12 protein-coding genes are annotated in these 14,781 nt (G+C 55.3%); 11 read left to right on the forward strand and 1 reads right to left on the reverse strand.

Annotation, left to right across the window (positions count from 1 at the left end):
• The first annotated feature begins 432 nt into the window (after window positions 1–432).
• The 4 genes from EBA31_RS02565 to cra all read left to right on the forward strand — a co-directional run bounded on the left by EBA31_RS02565 (window position 433) and on the right by cra (window position 5,991).
• Window positions 433–2,235, forward strand: coding sequence for a long-chain fatty acid--CoA ligase (locus EBA31_RS02565; protein WP_122077167.1), 1,803 nt, complete (start codon window positions 433–435; stop codon window positions 2,233–2,235).
• A 322-nt stretch (window positions 2,236–2,557) separates the two neighbouring features.
• Window positions 2,558–4,276, forward strand: coding sequence for an acetolactate synthase 3 large subunit (ilvI, locus tag EBA31_RS02570; protein ID WP_041414196.1), 1,719 nt, complete (start codon window positions 2,558–2,560; stop codon window positions 4,274–4,276).
• 2 nt (window positions 4,277–4,278) lie between these two features.
• The gene (ilvN, locus tag EBA31_RS02575) at window positions 4,279–4,770 is read left to right on the forward strand and encodes an acetolactate synthase small subunit (RefSeq protein WP_004932806.1); all 492 of its coding nucleotides are present in this window, start codon (window positions 4,279–4,281) and stop codon (window positions 4,768–4,770) included.
• Between the two features lie 216 nt (window positions 4,771–4,986).
• Window positions 4,987–5,991 (forward strand): catabolite repressor/activator, encoded by a 1,005-nt coding sequence (gene cra / locus EBA31_RS02580; protein WP_020825201.1) that lies wholly within the window; start codon window positions 4,987–4,989, stop codon window positions 5,989–5,991.
• A 46-nt stretch (window positions 5,992–6,037) separates the two neighbouring features.
• Here the strand turns inward: cra and EBA31_RS02585 are convergent, their stop codons facing one another.
• Entirely contained in the window at window positions 6,038–6,478 is a 441-nt protein-coding gene (locus tag EBA31_RS02585) for an L-alanine exporter AlaE (protein WP_122077170.1), read from the reverse strand.
• Window positions 6,479–7,347: 869 nt separating this feature from the next.
• On the opposite strand from EBA31_RS02585, the gene mraZ reads away from it, so the two are divergent.
• Genes mraZ through mraY form a run of 7 tightly spaced genes read left to right on the forward strand, consistent with a single transcriptional unit; the run spans window position 7,348 to window position 14,781 of the window.
• The gene (mraZ, locus tag EBA31_RS02590) at window positions 7,348–7,806 is read left to right on the forward strand and encodes a division/cell wall cluster transcriptional repressor MraZ (RefSeq protein ID WP_041414198.1); all 459 of its coding nucleotides are present in this window, start codon (window positions 7,348–7,350) and stop codon (window positions 7,804–7,806) included.
• Between the two features lie 2 nt (window positions 7,807–7,808).
• Window positions 7,809–8,750: a 16S rRNA (cytosine(1402)-N(4))-methyltransferase RsmH gene (gene rsmH / locus EBA31_RS02595; protein WP_020825204.1), complete on the forward strand. Its 942-nt coding sequence runs from the start codon at window positions 7,809–7,811 to the stop codon at window positions 8,748–8,750.
• Window positions 8,747–9,067, forward strand: coding sequence for a cell division protein FtsL (gene ftsL, locus EBA31_RS02600; protein ID WP_012005204.1), 321 nt, complete (start codon window positions 8,747–8,749; stop codon window positions 9,065–9,067). Before rsmH ends, ftsL begins: the two co-directional genes overlap by 4 nt.
• Window positions 9,068–9,109: 42 nt before the next feature.
• The gene (locus EBA31_RS02605) at window positions 9,110–10,873 is read left to right on the forward strand and encodes a peptidoglycan glycosyltransferase FtsI (protein ID WP_122077173.1); all 1,764 of its coding nucleotides are present in this window, start codon (window positions 9,110–9,112) and stop codon (window positions 10,871–10,873) included.
• Window positions 10,860–12,347, forward strand: coding sequence for a UDP-N-acetylmuramoyl-L-alanyl-D-glutamate--2,6-diaminopimelate ligase (gene murE / locus EBA31_RS02610; protein WP_122077178.1), 1,488 nt, complete (start codon window positions 10,860–10,862; stop codon window positions 12,345–12,347). The genes EBA31_RS02605 and murE overlap by 14 nt, the downstream gene beginning before the upstream one ends.
• Entirely contained in the window at window positions 12,344–13,705 is a 1,362-nt protein-coding gene (murF, locus tag EBA31_RS02615; protein ID WP_122077182.1) for a UDP-N-acetylmuramoyl-tripeptide--D-alanyl-D-alanine ligase, read from the forward strand. Before murE ends, murF begins: the two co-directional genes overlap by 4 nt.
• Window positions 13,699–14,781 carry a phospho-N-acetylmuramoyl-pentapeptide-transferase gene (gene mraY / locus EBA31_RS02620; protein ID WP_012005208.1) on the forward strand — a complete coding sequence of 361 codons (1,083 nt, stop codon included), beginning with the start codon at window positions 13,699–13,701 and terminating at the stop codon, window positions 14,779–14,781. Before murF ends, mraY begins: the two co-directional genes overlap by 7 nt.

The raw sequence follows: 14,781 nt of genomic DNA on the forward strand, positions 1-14,781 counted from the left end.
GTCCCATTGGGGGTAATATGTACTGACGATTTATTAAGAATTATCTTGGTGTTCTCTAAGGGGGTTCTTTATTTAAGCGTTCTGGATCGGTTCATTTAGAATAAGTTAGACAGTTTCATTAAAAAATATCGATATAAAATTATATACTGAAATGTTATTTATATTTGGTTTTTATCTCTGTTCCAGGGTCGGGCCTTTCGGTCTAGCATTTTGTGGCCTGGATAAAACCTTTTCCTCCCCTTTTTGTCCAACGGTGAGACGCGGTGAAATCAACCTGAGTTTTGGCTCACACTTCTACGCTGAAATCTCTTTTCCCGCCGCTATAGACTAGGTAGACTGCGCGAAAAAAAGTAAACACGTGTAAGCTGAGTTGTGAGGAGAGGTTATCCCACACTACGCTAACTGTTTGATTCATTTCAGGCTTAGAGCGCTATGATCAATAATCTGCTGCAATACCATTTGACTCACCGTATACAGCACCAAATTACTCACCGTGCCGATCGCACTGCTTTTCGCCAATGGTCTCCCCAGGAGGAGACCCAAATGACCTGGAAGCAGGTCGATACGCATATCAATCTCATCGCCAGTGCGCTGTTGGCATTGGGTACCGACGTGCAGGAACGTATCGCGATTTTTGCCAATAACTGCATGGCCTGGTCGCTGGCGGATTTGGCCATTCTGCAATTACGGGGTGTGAGCGTGCCGCTGTATGCCACCAACACGCCGGCCCAGGCGGCCTTTATCATCAATGACGCCGATATCCGTATTCTGTTTGTCGGCGAGCAGGCTCAATTGGATGCCGCCATCGCGCTGCGCGGTGTGTGTCCGCAGTTGAGCCACATTATTGTATTTGATGACAGCGTCGACCTGCATGGCTGTGAGATTGCCCAACACCTGAGCACCTTTGAACGTGAAGTCGACGTAGCGGCGTTCTCATTCCAATTGCAGCAACGCATAGCCGAATGCGATCTGCGGGATCTCTTCACGCTGATCTATACCTCCGGCACCACCGGCGAGCCCAAGGGCGTGATGCTGGATTATCGTAACCTGGCTGCGCAGCTTTATCTGCATGATGAGCGGCTGACGGTGAATGAAGAGGATGTGTCTCTCAGCTTCCTGCCGATGTCACACGTGTTTGAACGGGCCTGGAGCTTCTTCATCATGCACTCTGGCGCGCAAAACGTGTTCTTGCCGAATACCGATTGGGTGCGCGAAGCCATGGCAGCGGTGCGTCCGACGCTGATGTGCGCGGTGCCGCGCTTTTACGAAAAAATCTTCAGCGCAGTGCATGAAAAGGTCGCGCGTGCGCCTTGGCTGCGTCGGGCGTTGTTCCATTGGGCGATTGTCTGCGGTGAGCGCAAGTTCCTGCAGGAGCGCGCCGGCAAGCCATTGGGCAAGCTGTTCGATCTTTCTCATCGCTGGGCCGATAAACTGGTGCTGAGCAAGCTGCGCGGTATCCTCGGCGGGCGTGTACGCTTCTTGCCGGCCGCGGGCGCCAAACTGGACGACAATGTCATCCTGTTTTTCCAGGCGATGGGCGTTAACATCAAATACGGCTATGGCATGACCGAAACCTGCGCCACCGTTTCCTGTTGGGAAGAGGGCAATTTCCGCTTTGGCTCGATTGGCAAGCCCTTGCCGGGGGTTGAAGTGCGTATCGGCGAGGAGAATGAAATTCAGGTGCGTGGGCCGGTGGTGATGCGCGGCTATTTCAATAAACCGCTGGAAACCGCCGCCTCCTTTACCGAGGATGGCTGGTTGAAGACCGGCGATGCCGGCGCCATGGATGAAGGCGGCAACCTGTTTATCACCGAACGCCTGAAGGATTTGATGAAAACCTCTGGCGGCAAGTACATAGCTCCGCAGATGTTGGAAGGCACGCTGGCGCAGGATCGCTTTATCGAGCAGGTGGCGATCATCGCCGATGCGCGTAAATTTGTTTCCGCCCTGATCGTGCCCAGCTTTGAATCTCTGGAAGAGTATGCGAAATCCATCAATCTGAAGTATCAGGATCGGATCGAGCTGTTGCGTCACAGCCATATTCTGGAAATGTTTGAAAGCCGCCTGCGTGAGATGCAAAAAGAGTTGGCGCGCTTTGAACAGGTAAAAAGATTTACCTTGTTGCCTGCCGCCTTCTCGATGGAGTTGGGCGAGCTGACGCCAACGTTGAAGCTGCGCCGTAAGGTCATTTCACAGCGCTATCAGCGTGAAATTGACTCCATGTACCAGGATTAGGTCAGAGATTGTCGCCGGACGGATTGTTCGGCGAAAAAAACAGCATAATTCTTGCCTGATATAGTTCTGTAATTCCTCGCCTGATTGAAACAATGCCTAGCCCGAGCCGCTGGCGGCTAGTGCATTGTTTCTGTAAACCCCAGATCTCCAGCCGCTTGGCAATAACCATTCCATTGCCAAGCCTTTTTGCTGTTTGCCTGCCCAATATTCTGACGTTATGTTAATCAGTTAGAACCAATCCACAAAAACTTTGGGGCAATGCCCCACAGCAGGCGCTACGTTCCGGCGCCAGACAAGAATAAGTAAGCCTGGAGGCAAACCCATGGAGATGTTGTCAGGAGCCGAGATGGTCGTCCGATCGTTGATCGATCAGGGCGTTAAGCACGTATTCGGATATCCGGGCGGGGCGGTACTCGATATTTACGATGCCCTGCATACGGTCGGAGGCATCGATCACATATTGGTGCGCCATGAGCAGGGCGCAGTGCATATGGCCGATGGCTATGCGCGCGCCACCGGTGAAGTCGGGGTGGTTCTGGTGACCTCAGGGCCGGGAGCGACCAATGCGATCACCGGCATTGCGACAGCCTATATGGACTCCATCCCGATGGTGGTGCTTTCCGGACAGGTTCCCAGCTCGCTGATTGGTTACGATGCCTTCCAGGAGTGCGACATGGTCGGGATTTCTCGCCCGGTGGTCAAACACAGTTTCCTGGTGAAGCGCACCGAAGATATTCCCGGCATTTTGAAGAAAGCCTTCTACCTGGCTTCTACCGGCCGCCCAGGTCCGGTGGTGATTGATCTGCCGAAAGACATCGTTGGCCCGGCAGTAAGAATGCCTTATGCCTACCCGCAGGAAGTGAGCATGCGCTCCTATAACCCGACGGTGCAGGGCCACCGCGGGCAGATTAAACGCGCATTGCAAACTATCCTTTCGGCCAAGAAGCCCGTTATGTACGTCGGCGGCGGCGCGATTAATTCGGCCTGTGACGGTGAACTGCTGGAGCTGGCGGAAAAACTGAATTTACCGGTTACCTGCACCCTGATGGGATTGGGCGCGTTTCCCGGCACGCACCGCCAGAGCGTCGGCATGCTCGGTATGCACGGGACTTACGAAGCCAACAAAACCATGCATCACTCTGACGTGATCTTTGCCGTCGGCGTGCGCTTTGACGACCGTACCACCAACAATCTGGCGAAATATTGCCCGGATGCCACCGTACTGCATATCGATATCGACCCTACCTCAATCTCCAAGACGGTTGATGCCGATATCCCAATCGTCGGTGATGCCAAGCAGGTGTTGACCCAGATGCTGGAATTGTTGGCGCAGGAAGACAAAACGCAGGATCACGATGCGCTGCGCGATTGGTGGCAGTCTATTGAACAGTGGCGTGCGCGCGACTGCCTGGGCTACGACAAAAACAGCGGTACCATCAAGCCGCAGGCCGTGATTGAAACCCTGCATCGGCTGACCAAGGGCGACGCTTACGTCACCTCCGATGTTGGCCAGCACCAGATGTTCGCCGCACTCTACTACCCGTTCGACAAGCCACGCCGTTGGATCAACTCCGGCGGGCTGGGCACCATGGGCTTTGGTTTGCCTGCCGCGCTGGGCGTCAAGTTGGCATTGCCTGATGAAACCGTGGTGTGCGTGACCGGCGACGGCAGTATCCAGATGAATATCCAGGAGCTTTCCACCGCATTGCAGTACAACCTGCCGGTGATCGTAGTGAACCTTAATAACCGCTATCTGGGGATGGTGAAGCAGTGGCAGGACATGATCTACTCTGGTCGTCACTCCCAGTCCTATATGGATTCCCTACCGGACTTCGTCAAGCTGGCGGAGGCTTACGGTCATGTGGGTATCGCCATTCGTACGCCAGATGAACTGGAAAGCAAACTGGCGCAGGCGCTGGCCGAAAAAGAGCGCCTGGTATTTGTCGATGTGACCGTCGATGAGACCGAACATGTTTACCCAATGCAGATCCGCGGTGGAAGCATGGACGAAATGTGGTTAAGCAAAACGGAGAGGACCTGATCATGCGCCGAATTTTATCTGTCTTGCTGGAAAACGAATCCGGTGCGTTATCGCGTGTGGTGGGTTTGTTCTCTCAGCGTGGTTACAACATCGAAAGCCTGACGGTCGCGCCGACCGACGACCCTACGCTGTCGCGTATGACGATCCAAACCGTCGGCGATGAGAAGGTGCTGGAGCAGATCGAAAAGCAATTGCATAAGCTGGTGGACGTGCTGCGCGTCAGTGAATTGGTGCAGGGCGCACACGTCGAGCGAGAAATCATGCTGGTGAAGCTGCAGGCCAGCGGTTACGGGCGTGAGGAAGTGAAGCGTTGTGCCGATATTTTCCGCGGTCAGATCGTTGACGTTACCGCTACGCTGTACACCGTTCAACTGGCCGGCACCAGCGATAAGCTGGATGCATTCCTGAGTGCGGTGCGTGAAGTTGCCGAAATTGTTGAAGTGGCGCGTTCCGGTGTGGTCGGCGTATCGCGCGGCGATAAAATCATGCGCTGAGGGGTGAGATTGGCGTAATCTGAGGGCGCGGCCAGGCTGCGCCCTTTGTTTTTCGGCGTTTTTTGCCCGTTTGCTGGCACCTTTCGGCAAAAGCGGTTGCTAGGCAGAGTTTTCTGCTGTTAGATCGCAGAGGCTGGATTGAATAACCGCACAGGATGCGATGGTTAATCCGGGCATGGTTTTCACTTCTATTTTCAGCGTCATTAAGGGGTTAACGTGAAACTGGATGAAATCGCGCGTCTCGCGGGCGTTTCGCGCACTACGGCCAGTTATGTCATCAACGGCAAGGCGAAGCAGTATCGTGTCAGCGATAAAACCGTCGAGAAAGTGATGGCCGTGGTCAGGGAGCACAACTATCACCCAAATGCCGTCGCGGCAGGGCTGCGCGCCGGGCGAACGCGCTCTATCGGTCTGGTGATCCCGGATCTGGAAAACACCAGCTACACCCGGATTGCCAACTATCTGGAGCGTCAGGCGCGCCAACGCGGCTACCAGCTGTTGATTGCCTGTTCGGAAGATCAGCCTGATAACGAAATGCGCTGCATCGAACATCTGCTGCAACGTCAGGTCGATGCGCTGATCGTTTCCACCGCTTTGCCGCCAGAGCATCCATTCTATCAGCGTTGGGCCAACGATCCGCTGCCGATTATTGCCCTGGACCGTGCGCTGGATCGTGAGCATTTCATCAGCGTGGTGGGTGCCGACCAAGAGGATTCCTTCGCGCTGGCGCAAGAACTGCGTACCTTCCCGGCGGAATCGGTACTGTATCTGGGGGCATTGCCGGAGCTTTCCGTCAGCTTCCTGCGTGAACAGGGCTTCCGTCAGGCCTGGCAGGATGACGAGCGTCATGTCGATTATCTGTATGCCAATAGCTATGAGCGCGAGGCTGCTGGCGTGCTGTTTGCCGAATGGCTGAAAACCCATCCGATGCCACAGGCGCTGTTCACCACCTCATTCTCTTTGCTGCAAGGGGTGATGGACGTGACCTTGAAGCAGCGTGGCCGCTTACCGACCGATCTGGCGATCGCCACCTTCGGCGATCATGAGCTGCTGGACTTCCTTGAGTGCCCGGTGCTGGCGGTTGCGCAGCGTCACCGTGACGTGGCCGAACGCGTATTGGAGCTGGTGCTGGCGAGTCTGGATGAGCCGCGTAAACCTAAACCGGGTCTGACGCGCATTCGCCGCAATCTGTTCCGCCGCGGCAGTCTGAGCCGAAAATAATCCTATAGCAGGGGCGCTTAGCTGCGCTCCTGTTTCAAACTCCCCGTTATACGTAACCTGTTACCCTGAACAGCCTTCTGCAGTATTCGAGAAAATACCCGTACACCACACCCATCGCCATCGATACCACAGCATTGCTGGCCACGGCCGTTATGATCTGCTGCCCGTCGGCACCGACGCTCCACAGGATCGCGGCATAAACCGGCGATTGGAAACTGACATAGGCCAGCAGATCGGCAAGGTTACGCAATAAAAAGGGGTATCGATCAGCACGCCTGGCAATGCGGATGAACAGATCCCGATAGCGTCCATAGGGCCAGGCGATCAGGATATTCACCGGAATCGACAGCAAGCGGGACGAGAGCGACTGTTGAAAGCTCATGCCGGAGATCAGAATTTCTATCGCCATACCGGCGATGAAGCAATACACCACCAGAGCAAAGGTATCGGCGGCGGCACTGCGCCAGTGAGTGGCAGGCGAGAGCATGGTGCAATCTCCGGAATGTTGGTTAATGTTCTGTTAAATTTATTTTTTATAGTTGTTAATTCTGGTTTTTTCTTTCATTTGTAGTTTACATTGCCAGTTGGTGTTGGATAAGTAGCTTAATATTTTTATTTGGCGGCGTTGGGTGGTTTTTGTGCTGAGGACAGACGGCAGAATGTGGCGCGAAGGGATTAAAAATGGACTATTCCTAACTATTCAATTAAAACAATGGGTTGCATAATTTCTGACGATAAGGCTGTTTTCCACAGTAAAAATTGTGGTCATTAAACATGTAAGGAAATGAAACCATAATTGTAAACAGGTATTTTGGGAGTAATCTTACTAAATTGATTTGAATCGAAATTAACTCGCCTCGTAATATCCGAGTAATTTATTTTTCCATCTGGCTTATCAGCGGCACTTTAATTGAAGTAAAATAGCGGCCGACTTGAGGATGAATAACCGTTGTACGTTATTAACTCAATGGCTTACGCCGTATTTCGTTTGTAGGGCGAGTTAACGCCGAGCCTTGTCTGGCGCGGCTCGCGCTCGGTTACTGCGATGTGATTGCCGAGCTGAAAAATGAGACATCGATTGCAGAAGGAAGTATTGACTTAATTAATCGCCAATTTGTCAGGTTTTTAATCAGGTTCTTTCCGCTTAGAAAATTCTCCCCGTTTATCATGATGTTAATTTTTAATCATCTAATAAATAGCGTTCCTTTCGCGAGTCAGCTCCCAAAATGACCGAAGAAATATTGCCAAAGCGCTGGCGCTCTGGCTTGACAAGGTTTTCATACCCTCCGTAAACTCCATTATGTGGGAATTTGTGGGGTAAAGTGGTGAAAACGGTCGTGAAGGGGTAACTCAGGTATGTTCCGTGGAGCAACGATGGTTAACCTCGACAGCAAAGGGCGGCTTGCCGTACCCACCCGATATCGGGATTTGCTGAACGAGCAATCGCAAGGCCAAATGGTTTGCACCATTGACCTCCACCAGCCCTGCCTGCTGCTCTACCCACTGCCCGAATGGGAAGTTATTGAACAAAAGTTATCCCGTCTGTCGAGTATGAATCCCGCCGAGCGTCGCGTTCAGCGCCTGCTGTTGGGTCATGCCAGTGAGTGTCAGATGGACAGCGCCGGCCGTTTGCTGTTAGCCACTACGCTACGTCAGCACGCCGGGCTTACCAAAGAAGTGATGCTGGTCGGGCAGTTCAACAAGTTTGAACTGTGGGATGAACAGACCTGGTATCAACAAGTCAAGGATGATATTGACGCAGAACAGTCGACTCAGGAACCGTTGTCTGAGCGGCTACAGGACTTGTCGCTATAAGCATGTTGGAAAACTATAAACACACTACCGTACTGTTGGATGAGGCGGTTAACGGCCTCAACATTCGCAGTAACGGCATCTATATCGACGGTACTTTTGGCCGCGGTGGCCATTCGCGTCTGATTCTGTCCCAGCTTGGGCCGGAAGGACGTTTGTTGGCAATTGACCGCGACCCACAGGCGATTGCAGCCGCCAAGTCTATTGATGATCCTCGTTTTAGCATCGTACACGGCCCATTTTCAGAGTTGTCGCACTATGTGCGGGAACGCGAATTAGTAGGGAAGATTGATGGCATCTTGCTCGATCTGGGGGTTTCTTCACCGCAGTTGGATGACGCGGAACGCGGTTTCTCCTTCATGCGGGACGGTCCACTGGACATGCGCATGGACTCCTCAAGCGGTCAGTCAGCCTCCGAGTGGCTGATGAAAGCGGAAGCAGACGACATCGCCTGGGTGCTGAAAACCTTCGGCGAAGAGCGTTTTGCCAAGCGTATCGCTCGCGCCATCGTAGAAAGAAATCTCGTCGAGCCGATGACCCGTACCAAAGAGCTGGCGGACTTGATCGCCAACGCCAGCCCGTTCCGGGATAAGCACAAGCACCCGGCAACCCGCAGCTTCCAGGCGATCCGTATCTACATCAACAGCGAATTGGAAGAGATCGAACGTGCGCTGGACGGCGCGCTGGAAGTGCTGGCCCCGCAGGGCCGTCTGTCGATCATCAGTTTCCACTCGCTGGAAGACCGCATTGTTAAACGCTTCATGCGTCACCATAGCCGCGGCGCTCAGGTGCCGGCTGGTATCCCGCTGACGGAAGAGCAACTGCGCAGTATGGGCGGACGCACGCTGAAAGCGCTGGGCAAGATGATGCCTGGGGATGCTGAGGTGGCAGAAAACCCACGTGCACGTAGCTCAGTGCTGCGTATTGCCGAGAGGATGCCGGTGTGATTGGCAACGAACGCCACGGTCTGGTCGGCGTGATTGGCGGCGATTTGCTGCGTAACGCCAAGATCCCACTGATTTTGCTGATTGCTTCGTTGGTGTCTGCGGTTTTCGTCGTGACCACCGCGCACCGCACCCGCTTGCTGACTGCCGAGCGCGAGCAGTTAGTTCTTGAGAGAGACGCCCTGGACATTGAGTGGCGCAACCTGATTCTTGAAGAGAATGCCCTTGGGGATCACAGTCGGGTAGAACGCATCGCAACGGAAAAACTGCAGATGCAACATGTTGATCCATCTCAGGAAAATATCATCGTTAAACAATGAATGGTTTAACTGAAATCATTACACGGAGTAGAAAGGGAACGCATGAAAGCAGCACGCCCCGGTAAGTTGAAACGCCAGGAAGATCAGGCCAGCTTTGTAAGCTGGCGTTTTGCGTTGCTGTGCGGCTGTATTTTGCTGGCGTTGGTAGGGCTGATGCTGCGGGTGGCTTATCTGCAGGTGATTAACCCGGACCGCTTGGTAAAAGAAGGCGACATGCGCTCACTGCGCGTGCAGGAAGTACCGACTGCGCGCGGCATGATCAGCGATCGTTCAGGTCGGCCGCTGGCGGTAAGTGTGCCGGTGAATGCAATCTGGGCGGATCCGAAAGAGCTGAATGAGCGCGGTGGTATCACGCTGGATAGCCGCTGGAAAGCGTTATCCGATGCGCTGAATGTTCCGCTGGATCAGCTTTCTACCCGCATCAACGCCAACCCTAAAGGGCGCTTTGTCTATCTGGCGCGCCAGGTGAATCCGGCGATCGGCGACTACATTCGCAAGTTGAAACTGCCGGGTATTTACCTGCGTCAGGAATCCCGTCGCTACTATCCTTCCGGCCAGGTGACTTCGCACATCATTGGCGTGACCAACATTGACGGTCAGGGGATTGAAGGCGTCGAGAAGAGCTTTGACCGCTGGCTGACCGGGCAACCGGGCGAGAGAACCGTGCGTAAAGACCGCTTTGGCCGGGTCATCGAGGATATTTCTTCGGTGGACAGTCAGGCGGCGCATAACCTGGTGCTGAGCGTCGATGAGCGTCTGCAGGCATTGGTTTACCGCGAACTCAACAACGCCGTGGCCTTCAACAAGGCTGAATCCGGTACTGCGGTGCTGGTGGATGTGAATACCGGCGAAGTGTTGGCGATGGCCAACAGCCCGTCTTACAACCCGAACAATATGGCCGGTACGCCGAAAGAAACCATGCGTAACCGTGCTATCACCGATATTTTTGAGCCTGGTTCCACCGTAAAACCTATGGTGGTCATGACGGCATTGCAGCACGGCATTGTGAAAGAAAACAGCGTGCTGAATACCGTCCCTTACCGTATCAACGGCAAGGAAATCAGGGACGTTGCGCGTTACGCGGAACTCTCCCTGACCGGGATCTTGCAGAAGTCGAGTAACGTCGGCGTTTCACGGCTGGCGTTATCGATGCCGTCCTCAGCGTTAGTAGATACTTACTCTCGTTTTGGATTGGGAAAAGCGACCAATTTGGGGCTGGTCGGAGAAAGCAGTGGCATATACCCAAAAAAACAACGGTGGTCTGACATAGAGAGGGCCACCTTCTCTTTCGGCTATGGGCTAATGGTAACCCCGTTACAGTTAGCGCGAGTCTATGCAACGATCGGCAGTCTGGGCGTTTATCGCCCGCTGTCGATTACCAAAGTTGACCCACCGGTTGCCGGTGAGCGCGTCTTCCCCGAACCTCTGGTGCGCACCGTTGTGCACATGATGGAAAGCGTTGCCTTACCGGGCGGCGGTGGGGTGAAGGCGGCCATCAAGGGCTACCGCATTGCCATCAAAACCGGTACCGCCAAAAAAGTGGGCCCGGACGGCAAATACGTCAACAGATACATCGCTTATACCGCCGGCGTGGCGCCGGCCAGTAATCCTCGTTTTGCTCTGGTGGTGGTAATCAACGACCCGCAGGGTGGGAAATACTACGGTGGTGCGATCTCCGCGCCGGTGTTTGGCGCCATCATGGGCGGCGTATTGCGCACCATGAACGTTGAACCGGATGCGTTGCCTACCGTTGAGAAAAGCGATTTTGTAACTAACAGAAAAGAGGGTTCAGGTGGCAGATCGTAATTTGCGCGATTTACTCGCTCCGTGGGTGCCAACGGCTCCCGGGCGCGCGCTGCGGGAAATGACATTAGACAGCCGTATTGCGGCTGCCGGGGATCTGTTTGTCGCCGTTGTCGGCCATCAAACGGATGGACGCCGCTATATTCCGCAGGCCATCGCGCAGGGCGTTGCCGCTGTGATTGCCGAAGCTGAAGGCCAGGCCGAAGACGGCGCTATCACCCAAATGCACGGCGTGCCGGTGATTTACCTGAGCCAGCTCAACCAGCGCCTTTCCGCACTGGCCGGGCGTTTTTACCATGAACCGGCGGAACGTCTGCGTCTGGTCGGCGTTACGGGTACCAACGGCAAAACCACCACCACTCAGCTGCTGGCGCAGTGGGGCCAACTGCTGGGTGAAACCAGCGCCGTAATGGGCACCGTCGGCAATGGTTTGCTGGGCCAGGTTTGCCCAACAGAGAATACCACCGGCTCTGCGGTAGATGTTCAACACGTATTAAACGAGCTGGTCGATCGCGGCGCCACCTTCGCGGCGATGGAAGTTTCCTCCCACGGCCTGGTGCAAAACCGCGTGGCGGCGCTGCCGTTTGCCGCTGCGGTGTTCACTAACCTGAGCCGCGATCATCTGGATTACCACGGTGACATGGCCAATTACGAAGCGGCCAAGTGGTCGCTGTTCGCCAGTCACGAAGTGGGCCAGGCGATTATCAATGCCGATGACGAAGTCGGTCAGCGCTGGCTGAGCCAATTGCCGGATGCGGTTGCTGTCACCATGCAGGGCAACCTGCAGCCTGGCTGCCACGGTCGCTGGCTGAAAACCACCGCGGTTAACTATCACGATAACGGCGCTACTATTCGCTTCAGCTCAAGCTGGGGCGATGGTGAGATTGAAAGCCGCCTGATGGGGGCGTTTAACGTCAGTAACTTGCTGTTGGCGTTGGCGACCCTGCTGTCGTTGGGGTATCCACTGGATGAACTGGTGGCCACCGGTAATCAGCTGCAACCGGTGTGTGGCCGCATGGAAGTTTTCAACGCGCCGGGTAAACCGACGGTGGTGGTCGATTACGCCCACACCCCGGATGCGCTGGAAAAAGCGTTGGAAGCCGCGCGCCTGCACTGCCAGGGGCAGTTATGGTGCGTGTTTGGCTGCGGCGGCGATCGCGACAAGGGCAAGCGTCCACTGATGGGCGGCATCGCCGAACAGTTCGCCGACCGCGTCGTTGTTACCGACGATAACCCTCGTACCGAAGAACCGCAGGCGATTATCGCCGATATCCTGACTGGCTTGCTGGATGCCGGACGCGCTCTGGTGATCCACGGTCGTGCGGAAGCCGTAACCAGCGCCATCATGCAGGCGAAAGAACAAGACGTGGTGCTGGTGGCCGGTAAGGGCCACGAGGATTACCAACTGGTGGGGAATCGCCGTCTGGATTACTCCGATCGCACCACCGTCGCGCGTTTGCTGGGGGTAGTAGCATGATCCCTGTCTCCCTTCAGGCACTGGCCGACGTATTGAGCGCTGAACTGATCGGCGCCGATTGCCAAATCGTTGAGGTGACGACAGATACCCGTCAGGTAACCGCCGGTTGCCTGTTTGTGGCATTGAAAGGTGAGCGTTTCGACGCTCACGATTTTGCTGTTGATGCAGTAACCGCAGGCGCCGGGGCGCTGCTGGTAAGTAAGCGCTTATTGGTGGATGTTCCGCAACTGGTGGTGAAAGACACCCGTCTGGCGTTAGGCCAACTTGCTGCATGGGTACGCAAGCAGGTACCGGCCCGAGTCGTGGCGTTAACCGGCTCATCGGGCAAGACTTCGGTGAAAGAGATGGCCGCCGCTATCCTGCGTGAGTGCGGCGAAGTGCTTTATACCGCCGGCAATTTCAATAATGACATCGGCGTGCCTTTGACGCTGCTGCGTTTGCAGCCGCAGCACGACTTTGCGGTGATTGAGCTGGGCGCTAACCACATTGGCGAAATCGCTTATACCACCGCATTAACTTGTCCGCAGACCGCCCTGGTAAATAATCTGGCGGCCGCTCACCTGGAAGGCTTTGGTTCTTTGGCCGGTGTTGCCCAGGCGAAGGGCGAAATTTTTACCGGCTTGCCGGCTGACGGCGTGGCGATCATCAACGCCGACAACAACGATTGGCCGCATTGGCAGAGCATGCTGGAGGGGAAGACCGTTTGGCGATTCTCTCCGCAGGCGGCAGAAGGCGTCGATTTCTTCGCCAGCGATGTACAGGTCAACGGTGAAGGCACACAGTTTACGTTGCACAGCCCGTTCGGCACTGCGCCTATCGCGCTGCCCCTTCCTGGGCGTCATAACGTCGCCAACGCGTTGGCGGCAACGGCACTGGCAATGTCGGCCGGTGCATCGCTCGAGGCCGTGCGTCAGGGGCTCAAACAACTGAAGGCGGTACCGGGACGTTTGTTCCCGATTGCCCTGTCTGCCGGCAAGCTGCTGTTGGATGACAGCTACAACGCCAACGTTGGCTCAATGACTGCCGCTGCGCAGGTACTGGCGGAAATGCCGGGTTACCGCGTGATGGTGGTGGGCGACATGGCAGAGCTGGGGGCGGAAGCCGAAGAGTGTCACCGTCAGGTGGGCGAAGCGGCTCGGCTGGCGGGAGTCGATAAGGTACTGGGCGTGGGGCCATTGAGCCAAACGCTGATTGCCGCCTCCGGTAACGGCGAACATTTTCAGGATAAGGCAGCAGTGATCGCGCGCGTGGCGGAATTACTGTCGGAACATGCGGTAATTACCGTGTTAATCAAGGGTTCACGTAGTGCCGCAATGGAGCAGGTAGTACGCGCGTTACAGGAGAAAGCACCATGTTAGTTTGGCTGGCCGAGCATTTGGTCAAATATTATTCCGGCTTCAACGTCTTTTCCTACCTGACGTTCCGAGCCATTGTCAGCCTGCTGACCGCGCTGTTCCTTTCCTTGTGGATGGGGCCGCGGGTGATCAAACGCCTGCAGGAGATGTCCTTCGGCCAGGTGGTGCGTAACGACGGTCCAGAGTCGCATTTCAGCAAGCGCGGCACGCCGACCATGGGCGGCATCATGATCCTGACCTCCATCACCGTTTCGGTGCTGATGTGGGCCTATCCGTCCAACCCTTATGTTTGGTGCGTACTGTTCGTGCTGGTGGGTTACGGCATCGTCGGTTTCGTTGACGACTACCGCAAGGTGGTGCGTAAAGACACCAAAGGGCTGATCGCCCGCTGGAAATACTTCTGGCAGTCGGTGATTGCGCTGGTGGTTGCTTTCGCCATGTATGCCGTAGGTAAAGACACGCCAGCCACCGAGCTGGTTGTGCCGTTCTTTAAGGACATCATGCCTCAGCTTGGCCTGTTGTACGTGCTGCTGGCTTACTTTGTCATCGTGGGGACCAGCAACGCGGTCAACCTGACCGACGGGCTGGACGGCCTGGCGATTATGCCGACGGTGTTCGTGGCCGCCGGTTTTGCACTGGTAGCCTGGGCAACCGGTAACATGAACTTCGCCAACTACCTGCACATTCCATATTTGCGTCACGCCGGTGAACTGGTGATCGTCTGTACCGCCATTGTCGGCGCCGGCCTGGGCTTTTTGTGGTTCAACACCTATCCGGCCCAGGTCTTCATGGGCGACGTGGGTTCGTTGGCGCTGGGCGGCGCGTTGGGCACCATTGCGGTGCTGCTGCGCCAAGAGTTTTTACTGTTGATTATGGGCGGCGTGTTCGTGGTTGAAACGCTGTCGGTGATTTTGCAGGTGGGGTCGTTCAAGCTGCGCGGGCAACGTATTTTCCGCATGGCGCCGATTCACCACCACTATGAATTGAAAGGCTGGCCGGAACCACGCGTGATCGTGCGCTTCTGGATTATTTCGCTGATGCTGGTGCTGATTGGCCTGGCGACGCTGAAGGTGCGGTAA

This window comes from Serratia sp. P2ACOL2 (assembly GCF_003691565.1).
Lineage (GTDB): Bacteria > Pseudomonadota > Gammaproteobacteria > Enterobacterales > Enterobacteriaceae > Serratia > Serratia liquefaciens.

What these genes read in the sequence shown, in the direction of transcription:
- EBA31_RS02605 (WP_122077173.1), top strand. Translation starts at nt 9,110, where the DNA reads ATGAAAGCAGCACGCCCCGGTAAGTTGAAACGCCAGGAAGATCAGGCC.
- murF (WP_122077182.1), top strand. Translation starts at nt 12,344, where the DNA reads ATGATCCCTGTCTCCCTTCAGGCACTGGCCGACGTATTGAGCGCTGAA.
- EBA31_RS02585 (WP_122077170.1), bottom strand. Translation starts at nt 6,478, where the DNA reads ATGCTCTCGCCTGCCACTCACTGGCGCAGTGCCGCCGCCGATACCTTT.
- EBA31_RS02565 (WP_122077167.1), top strand. Translation starts at nt 433, where the DNA reads ATGATCAATAATCTGCTGCAATACCATTTGACTCACCGTATACAGCAC.
- mraY (WP_012005208.1), top strand. Translation starts at nt 13,699, where the DNA reads ATGTTAGTTTGGCTGGCCGAGCATTTGGTCAAATATTATTCCGGCTTC.
- ilvI (WP_041414196.1), top strand. Translation starts at nt 2,558, where the DNA reads ATGGAGATGTTGTCAGGAGCCGAGATGGTCGTCCGATCGTTGATCGAT.
- rsmH (WP_020825204.1), top strand. Translation starts at nt 7,809, where the DNA reads ATGTTGGAAAACTATAAACACACTACCGTACTGTTGGATGAGGCGGTT.
- mraZ (WP_041414198.1), top strand. Translation starts at nt 7,348, where the DNA reads ATGTTCCGTGGAGCAACGATGGTTAACCTCGACAGCAAAGGGCGGCTT.
- ilvN (WP_004932806.1), top strand. Translation starts at nt 4,279, where the DNA reads ATGCGCCGAATTTTATCTGTCTTGCTGGAAAACGAATCCGGTGCGTTA.